Origin of the sequence: Rhodospirillum sp. A1_3_36 (genome assembly GCF_047263945.1) — a bacterium.
In the GTDB taxonomy this organism is placed as follows: domain Bacteria; phylum Pseudomonadota; class Alphaproteobacteria; order Rhodospirillales; family Rhodospirillaceae; genus Rhodospirillum.
Genome location: NZ_JBLAVB010000002.1, coordinates 152,400 through 170,510 on the forward strand (window position 1 = coordinate 152,400; position 18,111 = coordinate 170,510).

At 59.3% G+C, this 18,111-nt stretch carries 17 protein-coding genes and 1 tRNA gene; 10 read left to right on the forward strand and 8 right to left on the reverse strand.

The window, feature by feature from the left end; translation table 11 throughout:
* Positions 1-46: 46 nt before the first annotated feature.
* A complete protein-coding gene (locus tag ACLIRY_RS05300) occupies positions 47-250 on the reverse strand; it encodes a PqqD family protein (RefSeq protein ID WP_413204318.1) in 204 nt (67 codons plus the stop codon).
* A 956-nt stretch (positions 251-1,206) separates the two neighbouring features.
* On the opposite strand from ACLIRY_RS05300, the gene ACLIRY_RS05305 reads away from it, so the two are divergent.
* Positions 1,207-1,923, forward strand: a complete 717-nt coding sequence (locus tag ACLIRY_RS05305) for a class I SAM-dependent methyltransferase (RefSeq protein WP_413204319.1) — start codon at positions 1,207-1,209, stop codon at positions 1,921-1,923.
* Between the two features lie 266 nt (positions 1,924-2,189).
* Here ACLIRY_RS05305 and ACLIRY_RS05310 read toward each other — a convergent pair whose 3' ends face one another.
* The gene (locus ACLIRY_RS05310) at positions 2,190-3,335 is read right to left on the reverse strand and encodes an aminotransferase class V-fold PLP-dependent enzyme (protein WP_413204320.1); all 1,146 of its coding nucleotides are present in this window, start codon (positions 3,333-3,335) and stop codon (positions 2,190-2,192) included.
* Positions 3,336-3,465: 130 nt separating this feature from the next.
* Here ACLIRY_RS05310 and ACLIRY_RS05315 point away from each other — a divergent pair, with 130 nt between their 5' ends.
* Positions 3,466-4,950 carry a PLP-dependent aminotransferase family protein gene (locus ACLIRY_RS05315; RefSeq protein WP_413204321.1) on the forward strand — a complete coding sequence of 495 codons (1,485 nt, stop codon included), beginning with the start codon at positions 3,466-3,468 and terminating at the stop codon, positions 4,948-4,950.
* A 242-nt stretch (positions 4,951-5,192) separates the two neighbouring features.
* Here the strand turns inward: ACLIRY_RS05315 and ACLIRY_RS05320 are convergent, their stop codons facing one another.
* From ACLIRY_RS05320 to ACLIRY_RS05330, 3 genes are read right to left on the reverse strand one after another with little or no spacing between them, the layout of a single operon-like run.
* Entirely contained in the window at positions 5,193-5,861 is a 669-nt protein-coding gene (locus ACLIRY_RS05320; protein WP_413204322.1) for a hypothetical protein, read from the reverse strand.
* A 53-nt stretch (positions 5,862-5,914) separates the two neighbouring features.
* On the reverse strand, positions 5,915-6,238 hold the full coding sequence (locus ACLIRY_RS05325) for a DUF167 family protein (RefSeq protein ID WP_413204323.1): 324 nt from the start codon (positions 6,236-6,238) through the stop codon (positions 5,915-5,917).
* 14 nt (positions 6,239-6,252) lie between these two features.
* On the reverse strand, positions 6,253-6,555 hold the full coding sequence (locus ACLIRY_RS05330) for a YggT family protein (protein WP_413204324.1): 303 nt from the start codon (positions 6,553-6,555) through the stop codon (positions 6,253-6,255).
* Positions 6,556-6,727: 172 nt separating this feature from the next.
* On the opposite strand from ACLIRY_RS05330, the gene ACLIRY_RS05335 reads away from it, so the two are divergent.
* Positions 6,728-6,803 (forward strand) — tRNA-Ala (locus ACLIRY_RS05335).
* A gap of 403 nt (positions 6,804-7,206) precedes the next feature.
* On the opposite strand, the gene ACLIRY_RS05340 is transcribed toward ACLIRY_RS05335, so the two are convergent.
* A complete protein-coding gene (locus tag ACLIRY_RS05340) occupies positions 7,207-7,461 on the reverse strand; it encodes a hypothetical protein (RefSeq protein WP_413204325.1) in 255 nt (84 codons plus the stop codon).
* A 118-nt stretch (positions 7,462-7,579) separates the two neighbouring features.
* Here ACLIRY_RS05340 and ACLIRY_RS05345 point away from each other — a divergent pair, with 118 nt between their 5' ends.
* The 7 genes from ACLIRY_RS05345 (at position 7,580) to ACLIRY_RS05375 (ending at position 14,986) form a co-directional block, all read left to right on the forward strand.
* Entirely contained in the window at positions 7,580-8,482 is a 903-nt protein-coding gene (locus ACLIRY_RS05345; RefSeq protein ID WP_413204326.1) for a LysR family transcriptional regulator, read from the forward strand.
* 353 nt (positions 8,483-8,835) lie between these two features.
* On the forward strand, positions 8,836-9,252 hold the full coding sequence (locus ACLIRY_RS05350) for a DUF302 domain-containing protein (RefSeq protein WP_413204327.1): 417 nt from the start codon (positions 8,836-8,838) through the stop codon (positions 9,250-9,252).
* 370 nt (positions 9,253-9,622) lie between these two features.
* Positions 9,623-10,522, forward strand: coding sequence for a LysR substrate-binding domain-containing protein (locus ACLIRY_RS05355; RefSeq protein WP_413204328.1), 900 nt, complete (start codon positions 9,623-9,625; stop codon positions 10,520-10,522).
* A 244-nt stretch (positions 10,523-10,766) separates the two neighbouring features.
* A complete protein-coding gene (coxB, locus tag ACLIRY_RS05360; RefSeq protein ID WP_413204329.1) occupies positions 10,767-11,723 on the forward strand; it encodes a cytochrome c oxidase subunit II in 957 nt (318 codons plus the stop codon).
* An 88-nt stretch (positions 11,724-11,811) separates the two neighbouring features.
* Complete coding sequence (ctaD, locus tag ACLIRY_RS05365) at positions 11,812-13,458, forward strand: cytochrome c oxidase subunit I (protein ID WP_413204330.1); 1,647 nt, start codon at positions 11,812-11,814, stop codon at positions 13,456-13,458.
* A 75-nt stretch (positions 13,459-13,533) separates the two neighbouring features.
* Entirely contained in the window at positions 13,534-14,184 is a 651-nt protein-coding gene (locus ACLIRY_RS05370; protein WP_413204331.1) for a cytochrome c oxidase assembly protein, read from the forward strand.
* Positions 14,185-14,188: 4 nt separating this feature from the next.
* Positions 14,189-14,986 (forward strand): cytochrome c oxidase subunit 3, encoded by a 798-nt coding sequence (locus tag ACLIRY_RS05375; RefSeq protein WP_413204332.1) that lies wholly within the window; start codon positions 14,189-14,191, stop codon positions 14,984-14,986.
* Between the two features lie 115 nt (positions 14,987-15,101).
* Here the strand turns inward: ACLIRY_RS05375 and ACLIRY_RS05380 are convergent, their stop codons facing one another.
* Positions 15,102-17,030 carry a diguanylate cyclase gene (locus tag ACLIRY_RS05380; RefSeq protein WP_413204333.1) on the reverse strand — a complete coding sequence of 643 codons (1,929 nt, stop codon included), beginning with the start codon at positions 17,028-17,030 and terminating at the stop codon, positions 15,102-15,104.
* A 259-nt stretch (positions 17,031-17,289) separates the two neighbouring features.
* Positions 17,290-18,099, reverse strand: coding sequence for a nucleotidyltransferase family protein (locus tag ACLIRY_RS05385; RefSeq protein ID WP_413204334.1), 810 nt, complete (start codon positions 18,097-18,099; stop codon positions 17,290-17,292).
* Positions 18,100-18,111: the final 12 nt, after the last annotated feature.

An 18,111-nucleotide genomic window follows, 5' to 3' on the forward strand; every position in this document is an offset into this window, starting at 1 on the left:
TGAGCGGACCCGCCATCCATAAAGCGTGTATTCCCCCGGAACGCGTTCACCTCCGGACATCGATCAACTCTTCCTCGATCAACTGTTCCAGGAGCGGAAGAACATCCCGCTCGATTGTTTCGACATCCGCGTCGTATTCCTCGGCGAGCCGGGCGTAGAGATCCGCAAGTTGAATATCCTGGTCGAGACATTCCCATACAGAGGTTCCCACAGTATCGAGACCGTAATAGGTGCCACGACCAGGATGCATGAGAACCATTTGATCATTGACCTGAGCCACCAAAACACTTGTAAGACGCTGAATTCGGGTCGTTCCTGTAAACGGTACCAACATTTTCTCGAACCAATTAAAAGGGAGCGGCGACTTTACCAAAGACTCCGCCCGCGTCACAACAAAAAGAAGACTTCAAGGAATCTCATCACTATATAGAGCGCCCAAAATAGAGCGCCCAAGCTCCAGCACCATCCCAAGCCACACCCTTTGAATCGCCCTCGGCCCGATACAGGATGAAAACAAACGCCCCCGCGATGCCATCCACCGCACTCTTTCGGGACAATCACCCTGGAGGAGGGCGATGCACATCACACAACGGCCGCACTTGATCTCGGAGCAGTCCAGTCGTCATTCCAGCGCATGCGCTAAGGGATGCACGTTTCTCTGTGCCGCTCCGAAGTTAAATAATACGGTGTTTTACTTCGTCATCCCCGTTTTCACGGGGATGACGGAACCGGTTGAATTCACGGCATGATTTTCGGGTCCGCCCCTGAGAGAGACCTATCCTCTGGCTCCTACCCTGCTTTTTGCGGCTTCACCCAAACCCATTTGAATCACCGAACCGGACGGGTCGCGCCCCATCGTCGCCCCTGTCACATCCCGGCATACTAAGCGCTTCAATCCACGTTGACCATCTCCCGAAACACTATAAAAGTGCACATTCAAGAACAGACCCCCTTGCAGAATATAGCGCAGCCCAACAAGCTTACTTGCCCCTCAAAACCCGTGACACGAAAAGCCCCCCTCAATGAGCCGATCAACAACATTCTTATCAAGATAAGAGCTATATATTAAAACCCTTTGGCTTGAACTCTTAACGGAGACTTACACAGGAACACGAATATTCCAAAAACAACATGAACGCAAGTAAAAAGAAACAATGATTGAAAAGTAAAAAATGACAAACCGATCGAATGTAGGAGAGTCAAAAAATGCGCGATAAGATAGAAAAAAATACAGAAATTCAAAGAGATTATTATGAGAGAACTGCTTCAGACTACAACACTCTGCACATCAAAGAAAACGACGCCCACCATTTTGCATTGCTCTTTCTAGAGGCCACCATCGAGCTTTATGGAATCCAGAGCATCCTAGACATAGGCGCAGGAACGGGAAGGGCAGCCCTATACTTAAAAAAGAAGAAGCCAAATCTGAAAATATTATCAATTGAGCCTGTAAAAGCCCTCAGAGAAATAGGACACAGCTCAGGAATAGACAAAGATGAACTTATTCCTGGAGATGCAACCCAATTGAATTTTTCTGACAACTCATTTGATTTAGTCTGTGAATTTGGAGCATTACATCACATTCACAATCCAAGAAAAGCCGTCTCTGAGATGTTGAGAGTGGGGAAAAAGGCTATATTTATATCCGATTCCAATAATTTTGGACAAGGATCTTATCTTTCGAGATCCATCAAACAAATTCTAAATGCACTAAAATTATGGAAAGTTGCCGATTTCATCAAGACTCATGGAAAATGCTACACAATAACAGAGGGAGACGGCCTATCGTATAGTTACTCCGTCTTCAACGATTACAAATTAATTAAAAATAAATGCACCAAAGTTCACATAATGAATACAGATAACGGCGGAAAAAACCTTTATAAAACGGCATCGCATATAGCACTACTCGGAATAAAGTAACTTCTTAATATAAGAGTATAATTGAGCAGGAATTGAACCAATACCCCGTCCGGGGCACACTCCAGATAGGGTATTGGCGTAATTTGATGAAAAACTTCACCAGGGAATTATCTGGCCAACCGGGATTGAATAAAGCGACACCCCCCAAATACCAAGGGGTGCTGAGTCCGCCTCACAGCCCCTTGGAAGCGCCCCCTCTGAAGCGGCCCCCCTTTGAAGCGACCAAGTGACCACCGCCCAGAGGCCGCGGTCACCCCTGCCCTCCCTCAGCACCCTTTCAAGGCGTCAGACAGAACCTCAATCAAGCGGTCGACGTCCTGATCATCATTGTAAACATGGGGCGAAACCCGAAGACGGCTGCCCCGCACACTCAAAACCACCCGAGCTTCGGCAAGGCGCGCCGCCAAAGGGCCCACCGCAACCCCTTCAGGTAGGCTCAATCCCAGAAGGTGGGGGGAGCGAATGCCTTTGCCGGGAGCCATGCAGCCCAAAACCGAGGTTTCGGCGACGATCCGATCGGTCAGCTTCTCCACATAGTCGGAAATGGCCATCGGGGTCCAGGCGGACATCTGCTCCATGGCAGAGATCACCATGGGCATGAGAGCGAAGTTGGAACGCTCCCCCACGTCGAAGCGGCGCGCACCTGCATCCATGGCATCGGTATAATCCACCAAACGGGACATATCCCGGCTCCCCTCTCGGCAGATCCATCCGTCTTCCAGGGGCTGCCCCTTGCGATGGCGGGGAGCGACGTAGAGGAACCCCATGGAATAGGGCCCCAACATCCACTTGTAAGTAGCGGCCACAGCGAAATCCGGGTCCACCTTGGCCGTGTCAAAGGGGAGGGCGCCAAAAGACTGGGTCCCATCAATAACCAACGCGGCCCCCATGGACCGGCAGACGGCACCGATCCGTTCCAGATCCAACAGTCCACCGTCAGACCAATGGGCCTGGGGGAGCGCGACAATTCCCACGCGATCATCCAATTGCTCCAAGACCGCCTTGGTCCAATCCCCATCGGCGCGGCGAGCGACAGTGAACAAATCCCCCCCATCCCGTGCGGCCTTCTTGCGCCAAGGGTAGAGGTTGGAGGGGAACTGCTCCGCCAGCACCAGAATCCGTTGTCCCCGCTCCAGGGGTAGATTTGCTGCGGCCACAGCCATGCCATAGGACACGGCAGGAACAACAGAGATTCCCTCGGCATCCGCACCGGTCAATCCCGCATACAAGGATCGGGCCTTTTCAACGGGATCAAAAAAGGCATCTACGCTCACCTCCCAGGGGCGGGCCTTGACCGCAACGCCGGCATGCCCTGCGGCCACGACAGACGCAGGCAATGGCCCCATGAAAGCGGCGTTGAGATAGGCCATATCCCGAGGAAGATCGAACAGATCCCTTTGACAGGTGAGCATGAGGGGGGCTCCATAAAGGCGTGGAAGGAAAGAGCGAATAACGTGCCCCCTTGAAATGACCCTCGCATTGTCTCCATGCAATCGATACATTGTTCCGAGAACAATTTCACCGAACACCGGGGGGGGGGCCATGCCGGAAGCCACCAGCACACAGACACAGACCACTCTCATCTCCCTCCGGGAGCCCCAAACACCCGAGCCCCCCCTCCGGGAGACGACCCAGTGGATGCCCGATCTGGAGGAGGGCCGCCGCCCCCTCCACAGGGCCATCGCCGAAGCCTTGGAAGCAGACATCACATCGGGCGCGCTGCCACCGGGGGCGCGCCTGCCACCGCAACGGGATCTGGCCTGGCGCCTGAAAGTCAACTTGGCCACGGTCAGCCGCGCCTATGCCCTGGCCCGGGAGAGGGGGCTGGTGGGGGGCGAAGTGGGCCGGGGAACCTTTGTGCTTGGGGAGAGCGCTTCGGCTGGACTGGCGCCCTGGCCGCCGCAATCGGATGGCGAGGACAGCGGTGATGCGCCGGTCGACATGGCCAATACCCATCCCGCCCCCGTCGCGGGCCCCGCCGAAGTTGCGGCCGCCGCGCGCGCCTTGGTGGAGGCCGGAACGGGCATTTTCGCCTACCAACCGGACACAGCCGCGCGCGAACACCGCAGCCAAGCGGCCAGATGGCTACAGGATCACGGCGTCCCCGCCGAGACCGGGTCGGTCCTGCTGTCCACGGGTGCGCTGAATGGAGTCCTCGCGGCCCTGATGGCGCTGGGCCGCCCCGGAGACGTCGTGCTGACCGAGGCACTGACCTCCCCGGCCTTCAAGGGCATGGCCGCGTTATTGGGTCTCCGTCTGGTGGGCGTGCCGATGGATGAAAACGGTCTGATCCCCGATGCCCTGGCCGAAGTCCTCAAGCGAGAACCCGGTGCCAAGATTCTTCTGACCGTCCCCGACCTGCACAACCCCACGGGAGCCACCCTCAGTGCCGAGCGGCGGCAGGCCGTGATTGCCTTGGCGGAATCCCGGGCTCTGACCATCATTGAGGACGCGGTCTATGCTCCCCTTCCCGCGTTTCCCCTCCCCTCCCTGAAATCCCTGGCCCCAGAGCAAGTGGTCCATGTGACCAGCCTGTCCAAAATCGGTCTACCCGGCCTGCGCTGCGGCATGGTGGTTCCCCCACCCCGACGACGGGAGGCCGTTCTGGCCGCCCTGCGGGTGTCCTGCTGGATGGCACCGCCGCCCCTGGCCGCAGTGGCCGCCCGATGGATTGAGGACGGCACGGTGGCCCGCCTGACCGAGGCCCAACGTCTCGCAGTTCTCTCCCGACGCGCCATCGCCACCCAGGTCCTCGGCCCCCTGACACCCAGTCCCGTCCCGCCAGAGGCCGCCTTCCTATGGCTGCGTTTGCCCAAGGGCTGGCGCGGGGACAACTTCGCCCACGTCCTGCGACAACGGGGCGTCATGGTGACCCCGGGAGAGGCCTTCGCCGTGGATCAGGCCCATGCCTGCCAAGGGGTGCGCCTCTGCTTGGGAGCCCCCTCGGAAACGCGGCTGGAAGCGGCCTTGGGAGAGGTCCGGGCCCTGCTATCGGAAAGCCCGGACCGGTTGGCCGTTTTTCTATAAGGTCCTATTCTGTTGGGAATGCCCCTTTCAGATCAACTGATCGAAATATTCGCCGCATCCCCCAGAGATCCGCCCCCGGCGAGTCCACCCCAAGGCCAAGCCGAAACCCCAAGGGGACCTGGGAGAAGTTCAAACACGGGCTGAACACCTGACCCGCAGCCGCTCCATGACACCGCACCCGTATTGACAGAAGGGACCACACGACCCGAAGCGACGAAGGGTGATGGGGTCCTTTCTCTCTTTCACCCCTTCGGAGGCAATCCCCCTCGAACCAGATCGTCATAGAGTGCACCGATAGTGGAATCCAGAACGTGGGGCGCAGTTCGAAACACGGCAGGGTCCCCGTCCGGCGCCCGCCCCAGGTTCTCGATTTCCCCAGCACCAGCGGGATTGGCCAGGGTTTCCCCAGAGGGCAAGGTTGCTCCGGCCCCATTGGCCCCATGGCTGACCAGGATCCAGGCCAGCCCCTCCTCCCGCCGGGACGGAGCCTGGGGAGTCCCCGCCTTGGCCCCCGCCTCCAGGATCAGCGCCCCAGAAGCACCGACCACCCAGCCATCCGCCTCCGTCAGGGAAACCGTCACAGCATAGGTCACCATACGCCCCCAAGCATCCCGGGCTTGGACAGCGGGCAGGCCAAGCGCGTCATAGGGCACGAATCCGATGGCCTCCCCCTCACCCCCGCCGCACTTCCCTTCGACACCAGAGCTGTCTTCGGCAGGGCAAGGCAGGCGCCCCTGCAGGGCGCCATGGGCAACCAAAGCCCGGCCCACCTGTGCCAAGCGACGGTGGGTTTCCTTGGTGTCCCTGAGTTGGGTGGGCGCGCCGGGCATCAGTTGGGCGAGAAGGAACAGTCCTCCGGCAATCGCCAGAAGAAGCGCCACAGCAACCGTGGCGAAACCAGGTCGAGCCATCGGCCCCGCGAGACCCCGGCAATCAAAAGCCTGGGCTCTGGCACTTGGAAGGGTCACACCCGGGGAAGGGCGGCGATCAGCGGATCCAGCCGCGCCCGTAGGTCGCCGGGATCGCCCTCCACCCGCAAAACCTTGCGTCGGTCCGTCTGCCCCTGGATAACGCTCAAGGTGCCCTTGGGCAACTTCCAGCTTTTGGCGAGAAGTTTGACGAGGGCCGCATTGGCCTTGCCGTTTTCCGGCACCGCCGTGACCGACGCCTTGAGCACCGCGCTTCCATCTGCATCAGCCGTTATCCCCACCAGGGCATCGCGGCTGGCCTTGGGAGTCAACCGCAGGGTCAGCCACAGACCGTCGGTCCTGTCCGTGAGGGGGTCCACGGTCCGGACAGCCTTTAGAATCCGCCACGCATAATAAATTGTGCGAGCACGTTTTGAATGAAATAAAGAAGCAAAATCAAGACGATGGGAGATATGTCGATTCCACCCAGGTCCGGCAGAATTCGACGAATAGGCCGCAAGGCCGGTTCGGTAACGCGATAGAGGAAGTCGCCCACCGTATAAACGAACTTATTGCTGGTATTGATCACATTAAAGGCAACCAGCCAACTCAATACGGCGGAGGCAATGAGCATCCACACATAGATATTGATGGCCATCAGGATAATCTGGACCAGCGGAATCAAAATGACATCCATGGGGGGCTTTCCGGCTGTGTGATCGATTGTTGAAACGCACCTTGAACTTAAGGTCTGGAGGAGTTTGACGCAAGAACGGCGCGGGTCGGACAACCGGCCGATCAAAATCCGGAACTCCGCGTTCTTTCGCCTTGACAGTCCCCCCCGCCGCAGCCTATATCCGCGCCCTACCGGGGCCGTAGCTCAGTTGGGAGAGCGCGTCGTTCGCAATGACGAGGTCAGGGGTTCGATTCCCCTCGGCTCCACCATTTTCCATATCTCGCGGCAGGTCGCTTCGCGACCGCCTCCGATGGGGCGGGCTTCGCCCGGCGGCCGGTAGGCCGCTTGTGTCAGGTTCGGACTGTGTCCGATCCCCTCCACCAAGTTTCAAAACCCGCTTCGCGTTGCGAAGCGGGTTTTTTCATGGTCAGGAAGGGAAATCCCCAGGACACCCCTACCCCCGAGTAACACCATTATCTCCAGTGATTCCCTTCAACATGTCCATGACCTTCACCCTACACGACACCGGATGTTTTCCCATCACGGAGCTTTGCCCCGCCCCAAATCCCAGGCCATAAAAAAAAGGGGGGTTTGGGGGCATTTGCCCCCAAATGGGCTTGGGCAATCGCCCAAAAAAGGCCAGACCTTATCGTGTACCGGGCAAGACCTTGGTCAGGCGGGCGAGTTCGGGACTCTGGCCGCATCCACGTCCCTTCCAGTGTCGGATTTGACGCGCGCCCGCTTCTGATGCCCCATGCGCAACAATGCCCCGACACCATCGCAATGCGTAGGCAATCCTCGCGCCACAGCCAATTGGTCCGGGGTGACCCCCCACAAGTCCCGCAACAAATGGGCATCCAACCCCTCCAGACCTCTTAGCCTGGAATGCGGGTGGTGCTTGGGATTTCCTGTCCGATCGTCGCTCATTCACGGCCTCCTTTATCGGTGTGTAAGCCCCACCCTGCCCCATCACTATTGATGAGTCTAACGAGAACCTATAGTGTCATTGTTGAGCTTTCCTCTAAAATACAAAGGAGCCACCGCGATGGCCGTCCTTTCCTCTCTCCCTTCCCTTCTGGAGATGGATTTGATCCAGACCTTCGTCGCCATTTGTGAAGAGGGGAATTTTTCCCGCGCTGCGGAGCGGGTCCACCGCACCCCCTCCGCGGTCAGTCTTCAGGTCAAGAAGCTCGAAGCCCTGCTTGGTCGGTGCCTGTTCGACAGGGAGACGCGTTCGGTTCGCCTCACCGGAGATGGGGAGGTCCTGCTCAGCTATGCCCGCCGCCTGCTGGCCGTGAATGATGAAGCCCTGACCCGCTTCCGCCAGCCTGATCTGGAGGGAGTCGTTCGCCTGGGGGCGCCGAACGACTCCGGGGTTCTCGCCCTGCCGCCGATCCTGCGGCGGTTCGCCGCCACCCATCCCCATGTGCGCGTTGACGTCCGCCTCGACACCGGTCGGGAACTCTACCGCCGCCAGTCCGAAGGGGAGTTGGACGTGATTGTTTTCAGCATGGAGGCCATGAAAACCTCCACACTCTCCCCGGTCCATGTGGAGGACCTCGTTTGGGTCGGCTTGAAAGGGGGCCGGGCCATCCACCAGCGCCCCCTGCCTTTGGCCTTGGCCGATCCTGGATGCGCTTGGCGGTCCATGGCTCTCACCGCGCTGGACGCTGTGGGCATCCCCCATCGTGTCGCCTATGCCAGCGAAATGTGCCGGGGACAGGCCGCAGCGGTGGAGGCAGACCTGGCCATCGCCCCCTTGCCCGCCAGCGCCGTCGAGCCCCCTCTGATCCGCCTGGGAGCCGCAGAAGGCCTTCCGCCTCTGGGGCGGTTCAACATCTATCTGACCATCCGGAGCGGTGCCGGAGACGCCGCCGAAGCCCTGGCCGACCACGTGACGGCCCGTTTTCACGACCTCGCCGACCGGGGACAACGCCTCTTCGCTTAGAGTATTCCGAAATCAAGCGGGGCCGGTCCGGAGATCGCTGGATTCCCCATCCCATCGACTATTTGCCCCTAATACCAAGCGGCGCGGGTTGAAACCCAGGCCGCTTTTCTTGCGTTCAAACGCCAGGCGGGCTTTTACGCGCCATAAGGCGCGGCGGCCACTTGGCCGCTTCCAAGGTGCGGTGAGGCAAACTCACCGCACCTGGGTATTACCTCGCCTGAGCGCCCATCGGAAACGGGCCCCAAAACAAGCAAAACGCCCACATCCTGCCCCCCTGCAAAGCCAATATTGCACCAAAAAGCCAAGGCTGTATGGTCAAGGCTTCAGACCATGCCAATAGGGGGGATCCACGCATGACCTATCACATGTCCACCATCTACAGGGGACCGGGCGGTTTCGACGAAGCCGTAGCAGCCGTAACGGAGGCCCTGGCCGACAATGGTTTCGGCGTCATGACTACCATCGATGTCTCCACAACCGTGAAGGCGAAGCTGGACGCGGATCTGCCACCCTATGTGATCCTCGGAGCCTGCAATCCAGGGTTCGCCCTAAGGGCCATCCACGAGGAACCACTTGTCGGAGTCATGCTCCCCTGCAACGTGGTGGTTCGCCAGCGAACCGATGGAGACATCCAGATTTCCGCCGTGGATCCTGTCGCCTCCATGATGGCCATTGACAATCTGGGCTTAACCCATGTGGCCACCGAGGTCCGCGACCTGCTGACCCGCGCCATCGAACGGGTCGGCGGCTTCGAAGACGAGGATGAGTGAGGGGTCCTGCGCGGGGATTACAACCCGCGCACATTTTCCAAAAAGGTCGCAATGATGGATCTTAGGGTCCCAGCATCGCGAGAGACAGCCTTTGCGCTATCCGGCACCTGCCCAGCCGCCAGACCAGTTTCCCGAATTGCCTCCTTTTTATTTTTAAAAACTGCAGGAAGGGCGCCATCAGAGTCTGAAAGTCAGGACAGATATACCTGACTTCTTTCCTCTGACTTGAGATCCAAGGGACGGAAAAATACGAACAAAAGCAGGACGCCCAGGAACGGCACACGCAATCGGCATACCTCAAGGACAGGCTGGCGGATAACGGCTCTATCGCGCAAATTGACTTGATAGATCCTTGCCATAGGGAAACCGCATGTTATCCACCCAATTGCGAGCTTTCCACGCGGTGGCCACAACCGGTGGCTTCACAAAAGCCGCAGAAAGCCTGAACGTCACCCAGCCCACCATCTCCGGTCAGGTGCGCGACCTGGAACAAACCTACGAGGTCCAACTGTTCCACCGCCGGGGCCGAACCGTCACCCTGACCGAAACGGGACACCGCTTGTTTGCAACCACCCAACGCCTTGTCGCGGTGGAGGAAGAAGCCAGGGAGATCCTTGACGAATCGCGCAATCTGACCGGTGGCGTCGTCCGCCTGGGAGGCGATGCGCCCCACCATGCCCTGCCTTTGGTCGCGGCCTTCCGGCGTCGGCACCCTGGGGTCTCTGTCTCGCTATCCATCGACAACACCGACAGCCTGACCCGAGAGCTTCTGGCCTATCGGATCGACATCGCCGTCCTGTGCAATCCCCAAGTGGATCCTGCCCTGCATTACCTGCCGCTGCGCACCGACCCCATGGTCGCCCTTTGTCCCGCAGGACACCCCTGGGCCCAAGCGCAAGCCACCGGCATCGCCATGACCGCCTTCGCCGATCAGGTTCTGGTCCTGCGGGAACCGGGGTCGGAAACCCGACGCGTGGCGGAACGCGTCCTCGAAGACGCCGGAGTCGTGCCCGGGGACTGGGTCGAAGTTGCCACCCGCGAAGGCGTCCATGAAGCCGTGGCTCAGGGACTCGGCGTCGGACTGGTCTCCAGCGCCGAAGTTTCCCGTGATCCCCGGGTCGTGGCCCTGCCCCTGGACGGGGTAAATGCCCCCTTCACCGAATGCGTCGTTTGCCTGCGGGATCAACGCCGTCGCGCTGCGGTCAAAGCGTTCCTCGCCGTGACCCGGCTCCAGGCAAAAGCCTTCGCGACAGAGTCCAACATCGATTGAAAAAATTACCGCGCTGCAAAACCATAAGTTTCTTTTTTGGATTCAAACAGTTGCAGAATACCCCATCAATTTAAGTGACTTTCTAAACCTCAATTCGACTAAGCCCTTTATTCTAAAAAGAAAAATAACTGGACCAACATTGTAGGATTTGAGACCCTTTGCCATATGGCCGAAGCATGCGCGGGATACTGCGGTTGCGGCTCCCCGCTAGCGACGAACGACACAAAAGATCGGGAGGGGGTGCATGGAAACGGAATTCTCGAATGGATATCCGGGGTGGAAACAACGCCCCGGAGGTAAGCCGGAAACGGTGCTGTCTCGGATCCTTCCCCGAGCCCTGCCCTTGGGGCTCGGCTGCCTGACCCTCGGCGCTGCCCAGGCTTTTGGAGCGCAACCCGAGCCTTGGCAGATCGGCATGCAGCCACCTCAATCTCCGGTGGCCGAACAAATACAGGATCTCCATGGCTTCATTACGGCCATCATGATCGCCGTAGTGCTTCTGGTTCTGGGACTGTTGATCTATGTGGTTGTCCGCTTTAATGCCAAGGCCAACCCCACGCCCTCTACCGTCACCCATAACACCAAGATCGAAGTGGTCTGGACCCTGGTGCCGGTCCTGATCCTGGCCGCCATCGCCGTTCCCTCGTTCCGGCTGCTCTATTTCATGGACCGGGTACAGGAAGCGGAGATGACCCTGAAGGTCACCGGACATCAATGGTACTGGTCCTATGATTATCCGGATCAGAAGGAGATCGCCTTTGACGCTTTCCTGGTCGACAAAGACGACCTGGAGGAAGGGCAGCCCCGCCTTCTCACGACGGATTCCCAGGTGGTCCTCCCAACCAAGACCAATATTCGTGTGCTGATCACTGCGGACGACGTGATCCATAGCTGGGCCATGCCCGCGCTGGGTCTGAAGACCGACGCGGTCCCGGGTCGCCTGAACGAGACCTGGGTGCGCATTGAGGAAGAGGGACTCTACTACGGCCAATGTTCCGAACTCTGCGGGGTCAACCACGGCTTCATGCCCATCGAGATCAAGGCCGTATCCCGGAAAGATTTCGACGGCTGGGTCACCGCAACCGCAGAGGACCTCGGCAATCCGGATGCACCGACCATCACCCTGGCAGATAAGCCCATCCAACCGGCGCCGGGCTTAGATGAGAACAAAACCGAGGGGCAACGCCTCGCTGCGCGCTGATCAATCGCCTGCATAGGAGGCGGGCGAAGAGATCGCCGCCAGAAGAAACGCGACAGGGTGAATTTAGGATCAAAGGGGAGACGGGACCATGTCCACCGCGACACTCCAGGACCATGCCCACCACGACGACCATGCCCTCAAGGGGTGGCGCCGTTGGGTCTTTTCGACCAACCACAAAGACATCGGCACCATGTACTTGGTGTTCGCCGTCATCGCCGGACTCATTGGCGGCGCCATGAGCATGATTATCCGACTGGAACTGGCCGAACCGGGTCTCCAAGTCCTTGGGGGAGACAACCAGCAATACAACGTCTTCGTCACCGCCCACGGCATTATCATGATCTTCTTCACCGTCATGCCTGCCCTGATCGGTGGATTCGGCAACTGGTTCCTGCCCCTGATGATCGGTGCGCCGGACATGGCCTTCCCGCGCATGAACAACATCAGTTTCTGGCTGCTCCCCCCCGCCTTCACCCTGGTCCTGCTGGCAGGCTTCGTCGATGGCGGCGCCGGAACGGGCTGGACGATCTACCCCCCTCTCTCTGGAAGTACGGCCCATGCGGGCAAGGCCGTGGATTATGCCATCTTCGCCCTGCACCTGGCGGGCATCTCCTCCCTGCTCGGTGCCATCAATTTCCTGACCACGGTTTTCAACATGCGCGCCCCGGGCATGACGATCCATCGCATGCCGCTGTTCGTCTGGGCCATGACCGTAACCGCCTTCCTGTTGCTGCTGGCCGTGCCTGTGCTGGCCGGTGCCATCACCATGTTGCTCTGCGACCGGAACTTCGGCACAACCTTCTTTGACCCGTCAGGCGGTGGTGACCCCATCCTGTTCCAGCACCTGTTCTGGTTCTTTGGTCACCCCGAGGTTTATATCATGATCCTACCGGCCTTCGGGATCATCAGCCATGTGGTGGCGACCTTTTCCCGCAAGCCGGTCTTCGGATACCTGGGCATGGCCTATGCCATGGTCTCCATCGGCCTGATCGGCTTCGCCGTCTGGGCACACCACATGTATACCGTGGGCATGGATGTGGACACCCGGGCCTACTTCCTGGCCGCGACCATGGCCATTGGCGTGCCCACGGGCATCAAGGTCTTTTCCTGGATCGCCACCATGTGGGGCGGGTCCATTGAGTTCAAGACTCCCATGCTCTGGGCCATCGGCTTCATCTTCCTTTTTACCGTGGGCGGGGTCACGGGTGTGGTTCTGGCCAATACGGGCGTCGACGTGGTGCTCCACGACACCTATTACGTCATTGCCCATTTCCACTATGTCCTGTCCCTCGGCGCGGTTTTCGCCATCTTCTGCGGGTTTTACTACTGGATCGGCAAGATGAGCGGTCGCCAGTACCCGGAGACCCTGGGAAAAATCCATTTCTGGATCACCTTCGTCGGCGTCAACCTGGCCTTCTTCCCCATGCATTTCCTGGGATTGGCGGGTATGCCCCGGCGGATCCCCGACTACCCGGACGCCTTCGCCGGATGGAACATGGTCGCCTCGATTGGTGCCTTCATCGCTGGCTTCGGCACCTTGTTCTTCCTGTATGTCTGCTGGGTGACCCTGCGGTCGGGAAAACGCGTGGCGGCAAATTATTGGGGACCGGGCGCCACCACCCTGGAATGGACCGTCAGTTCCCCCCCACCCGTCCACTGCTTCGACGATCCCCCGGTAATCGGGCCGGATCCCCATCACCATGGCCCGGGCCCCAAGGCTCAGCCTGCGGAATAAGCCGAACCGCCCACCGCTGCCCCATCCCGATCCCAGGGAAATGGTCCCTGGGAAGAAGCCCCTGGGAGACGTGCAATGTCCCGAACCGATGACTTGGCCCGTCGTAATGCCCGCGTCGGCCTGATGTGTGGGGCCATGATTGTCGTCATGGTCGGCGCGGCCTTCGCCTCGGTCCCCCTCTACCGGTTGTTCTGTCAGGTCACCGGCTATGGCGGCATCCCGGGCGTGGATGTCGCCGCCCCCGGCGCGGCCAACGAGGGCCCCGCCGCCGGACGGATCATGACCGTGCGCTTCAACGCGGATATCGACAAGGGGCTGCCCTGGCGCTTTAAGCCCAACCAAAAATCCGTCGATGTGACCCTGGGGGAGCAGGCCCTGGCCTCCTTCCGAACCACCAACAAGGGCGATCGGCCGATCATTGGCACCGCCACCTTCAACGTCACGCCCACGAAGGCGGCCCAATATTTCTCCAAGATCCAGTGCTTCTGCTTCACAGAGCAGCGCCTGGAACCGGGCGAGACCATAGATATGCCCGTGACCTTCTACGTGGACCCGGCCATTGCCGAGGACGATACCACCAACGAGGTCACCACCCTGACCCTGAGTTACACCTTCTTCGAGGACAGCGAAGCCGAGCAAGAGGCCGGACTGCCCAAGCCGGAGAAGCAGGCGGCCAGGGCCGGGACAGCGGGCCAAGACGAACACAGTTCACGAACGGGAGGGTAGGACCATGAGCGGCGTCGCGGCGCGAAAACACCCATTTCACATCATCGACCCAAGTCCCTGGCCTGCCACGGGCGCACTGGCTGCTTTCACCCTAACAGTGGGCGCGGTGCATTACATGCATGACGATGCCACTTGGCTGATGCTCTTGGGGGTCTTCCTCGTCCTGACCACCATGTTCGGCTGGTGGCGAGACGTCATCCATGAATCCGTTCATGACCGGGCACACACCAGTATGGTGCGCAAGGGCCTCCGCATGGGCATGGCGATGTTCATCGCCTCCGAGGTCATGTTCTTTGTCGCCTTCTTCTGGGCTTTTTTCGATAGTGCCCTCCTGGTCAACCCGGTCATCAAAGGCGTCTGGCCACCAGAGGGCATCGAACCCTTGCACGCCTGGGGGCTGCCCGCGATCAATACGTTGATCCTCATCACCTCGGGCGTCGTGCTGATGTGGGCGAAGAAGGGGATGATGGCCGGACGCCAGGGACAATTGATCTTCGGCCTGTTTGTCACCGTTGCGCTCGGCTTCACCTTCCTGACCCTTCAAGCGATCGAATATGGCGAGGCCACCTTTGGCTTAAGCGACGGCATCTTCCCGTCCGTTTTTTATCTCGCCACCGGGTTCCACGGCTTCCACGTCTTTGTCGGCGCCTGCTTCCTGGCGGTGATGCTGTTCCGCGCCATGAAGGGCAACTTTGGAGCCGAACGCCACACGGGGTTCGAAGCCGCAGAATGGTACTGGCACTTCGTGGACGTGGTTTGGATCTTTCTGTTCGTCTGGGTCTACTGGTGGGTTGGCGGCTGAGCGCCTGCCCAAGTTCGAATGGATAAAAATAACGGGCGGAAGGGGCTGTCTCCTTCCGCCTCTTTTGCTTCCAAGGTGCGGTGAGGCAAACTCGGAGCACTCTAGCGACACTCCGCTATCCCACCAACCGATTCCGGCCGGAATGCTTGGCCTCATACAGCTTCTCGTCGGCCCGTTGGATCAGGTCCTTTGGCGAACTGATCCCCCCCTCGGCCACCGAGAGCCCTCCGCTAACGGACACATGACCGATGGAACTGGCCGGATGGGGAATACCCTCGGCAGCAATAGCCTCGACCAGGCGCTTCGCAACACTCTGGGCTTCGGGAAGATCCGTATTGGAGAAGATCACGGCTAACTCTTCGCCGCCGTAGCGGTAGACCCGATCTCCCGCCCGGGAGGCCCTCTTCAGAATGGCGACAATAGACTTCAAGACTTCGTCGCCTTTTTGGTGCCCTTGGGTGTCGTTGTATTTCTTGAAATGGTCCACGTCAAACAGAGCCAGGGCGAAAGCTTCCCCATCTCGTTCGTGAACTTCGAACGCCTCCTGAAGGTCCAGGTCGAAGGACCGGCGGTTCCGTGCCTTGGTCAAACCATCCACCAGACTCAGTTCGGTGAGCTTGCGATTGGCCTCCTCCAAATCCGCGGTCCGTTCTGCAACGATCCGTTCCAGGTTGCGGTTGGTGTCTCGAACCCGACGGGTCATGGACCGGAATTCCCGGGCAAACAAACCAATTTCGTTGGGTACGGATTCCGGAAGGGGATAGTCGGCTTCGGCGACGGTGTCATAAGCCCCCTCGCCCACCTGTTCTGCAGCAGCCTCTAACAGCTTGACTGGTCGGGCAATGTCACGGTTCAGAATAAGGACAATCACCAGGGTCACAAAGACAAAGATTCCCGCCCCCAATGCCACCAGAACCCCCGCCGCTTGGTGGGCGATGGGGCGCAGCAGGGCCTTGGGATAGGTTACCACATAAACCCAGTCCGGACCGGCCAGTTCGGTGAATGCCAAATAGGAATCCAGCTCGGGAGCATCCACCAGCCAAACCTTCCGACCGCTTCCATCATCCAAGGACTGAGGCGGGCTCTTCATCCCTTGGACCATGTCGGCGTAAATTCTCTGGAGCACCGGATCCTCCACCTCATCGACGGAAATCTCGCCCTTTTTGAAAATGTCCTCGGCCATGGTTCTGGGATTGGCCACCACATTCCCGGTTTTGGAAAAGATGAAGTTGTTCGTTCCGGGAAGGTGGTCTTCGACAATCCGGCGCATCAGGTCGGTCAAGGGCACGTCAGCACTGGGATTGATCAGATGGCGACCGTTCAAGTCGACGGGTAATTGATAGGTGATCGACCACCGTTTGGCGGTTCCATCGTAATACAACGCTGTCCAGACGGGCTTCCGCTCAGGATTTTCCGATTGAAGAGTGGCCCGGATCGCAGAGTTCTCGTTCATCCGCAGGGAAGCCGGGGCATCGAGTCCCCAAGGCGCCTCCGGCCAGTAAACGACAATCGCGTTCTCTGGAAAGCTGGCATGCAGGTTCAGATCTTCCCATGCCGGGCCATAACGACCCACCAGTTTCACCGCCAACAAGACACGGCGGCGGAATTCTTGGGGAAAGTAGCGGACATTTTTTCCAATAAAGGCGGACACTCCTGAGATTCGCAACCCGTCGGGAGCAACGGTCCCATTGAAATAGGCGGGCTTCAGCCGAACGGCCTTGTCTGCGCTTTGGAAGAAATAGTCCTTGAAATTGGCATCCGGCAGAACCGTTTCGTCCTGGTAATTTTCCAGAAAATGGCGCGCAAACACACGCATGGCCGCTTCTGTCCGCTGGAATACCGCGCTTTCGAAACGCCCCCTTTCGACCACATAATCGGACAGCCGCCCCAAGGCATCCCGTTCCGCCCGATCATAGACCACCCCATACCCCAGGCCGGTGATGGCGCCAATGATCACAATGGCGCCCAGGACAAGTTTGACGATCAGTCCGCGAATCAGCGACTGGGAATGCGTTTTGACCGGCCCTTCTTCCCTCGTCCCCAATGATTCCATTCCTTGAACAGCCCGCAGTCCGTGGACAGCCCGCCAATCCAGCGATCCTAACGGGCCTGCTTCGCTTAACCAAAACGGGGCGGCACCCCCACTCCGGCCATTTAGATCAAACCGCCCTAAATCGAAATCGATTTAAGGCTGGTAATTTTATCTAGATTCAACAGGTTAAGCATCGAGTGGACCGGAAAACCGGTGCTCCCTTTTCCGCTTGATGCTCTAAAAACCCGGCCCCCAGACGACCCTCAGAAAGTCAGGAAGGCGTCCCCTGGCTCGCCTCCTCAGTTCCCGTCCACTCCCCCTCCGATCCCAAAATGATCCGACTGGCGACCCGCAGGCTATCAGGTGTACCGATATCAATGAAGCGTCCCGAACAGATTTCTCCATGGATATGCCCCGGGGGACGAAATCGCAAGAAATCCTCTTCCAAGGAGGGGCCTCCAACCCGGGACAACGCTTCCAACTCGAGGCGGGAGAACAGATAGATCCCCGCGCTGATCACCCCTGGCCCCGTTCTGCCGGGGTCCTTTTCCATGAAGGAAAGAACATTGCCTTGGTCGTCGCAGTCCACCGCACCAAACCGCGCCAAGGACGGAACCGATGCACAGAGAAGGGACAACGCCGCTTTCCGGCTTCGGTGACCATTGACGAAGGCACCAAGGTCGGCATCAAGGAACGTATCTCCGTTCATCACCAGGACCGGATCTGAAACCAACTGGGGCATGGCATGGCGAATAGCCCCTCCGGTTCCGAGAGGGGTCGGCTCCACCGAGGGACAGATCTCCATCCCCGCCGGAGCATGCCTGGCGAGATGAGCAAGCACTTGATCGGCCCCATGCCCAAGGCAGGGGATGACGCGCCGGGCGCCGAAGCTGCCCAACCAGACCAGCAGGATGTCGAGGAAGGTCCCCTCTGCGATGGGCGCGAGCACCTTTGGAAGGGATCCCAAGACCGGCTGGATTCGGGTTCCCAAGCCCCCGGCCAGGATCACCACATCGATCCCCTTCAAGGCCTCCGCCGAAGCCCCCTTATGGACCGAGCGAGGATAAGCGCCTTGGGTCATACTCTCCCCCTT

Bases quoted from the DNA above. Each gene is read 5' to 3' on its own strand.
- ACLIRY_RS05370 (WP_413204331.1), top strand. From the start codon at position 13,534: ATGTCCCGAACCGATGACTTGGCCCGTCGTAATGCCCGCGTCGGCCTG.
- ACLIRY_RS05320 (WP_413204322.1), bottom strand. From the start codon at position 5,861: ATGGCTCGACCTGGTTTCGCCACGGTTGCTGTGGCGCTTCTTCTGGCG.
- coxB (WP_413204329.1), top strand. From the start codon at position 10,767: ATGGAAACGGAATTCTCGAATGGATATCCGGGGTGGAAACAACGCCCC.
- ACLIRY_RS05355 (WP_413204328.1), top strand. From the start codon at position 9,623: ATGTTATCCACCCAATTGCGAGCTTTCCACGCGGTGGCCACAACCGGT.
- ACLIRY_RS05330 (WP_413204324.1), bottom strand. From the start codon at position 6,555: ATGGATGTCATTTTGATTCCGCTGGTCCAGATTATCCTGATGGCCATC.
- ACLIRY_RS05345 (WP_413204326.1), top strand. From the start codon at position 7,580: ATGGCCGTCCTTTCCTCTCTCCCTTCCCTTCTGGAGATGGATTTGATC.
- ACLIRY_RS05375 (WP_413204332.1), top strand. From the start codon at position 14,189: ATGAGCGGCGTCGCGGCGCGAAAACACCCATTTCACATCATCGACCCA.
- ACLIRY_RS05300 (WP_413204318.1), bottom strand. From the start codon at position 250: ATGCATCCTGGTCGTGGCACCTATTACGGTCTCGATACTGTGGGAACC.
- ACLIRY_RS05340 (WP_413204325.1), bottom strand. From the start codon at position 7,461: ATGAGCGACGATCGGACAGGAAATCCCAAGCACCACCCGCATTCCAGG.
- ACLIRY_RS05315 (WP_413204321.1), top strand. From the start codon at position 3,466: ATGCCGGAAGCCACCAGCACACAGACACAGACCACTCTCATCTCCCTC.
- ACLIRY_RS05350 (WP_413204327.1), top strand. From the start codon at position 8,836: ATGACCTATCACATGTCCACCATCTACAGGGGACCGGGCGGTTTCGAC.
- ctaD (WP_413204330.1), top strand. From the start codon at position 11,812: ATGTCCACCGCGACACTCCAGGACCATGCCCACCACGACGACCATGCC.
- ACLIRY_RS05305 (WP_413204319.1), top strand. From the start codon at position 1,207: ATGCGCGATAAGATAGAAAAAAATACAGAAATTCAAAGAGATTATTAT.
- ACLIRY_RS05385 (WP_413204334.1), bottom strand. From the start codon at position 18,099: ATGACCCAAGGCGCTTATCCTCGCTCGGTCCATAAGGGGGCTTCGGCG.
- ACLIRY_RS05310 (WP_413204320.1), bottom strand. From the start codon at position 3,335: ATGCTCACCTGTCAAAGGGATCTGTTCGATCTTCCTCGGGATATGGCC.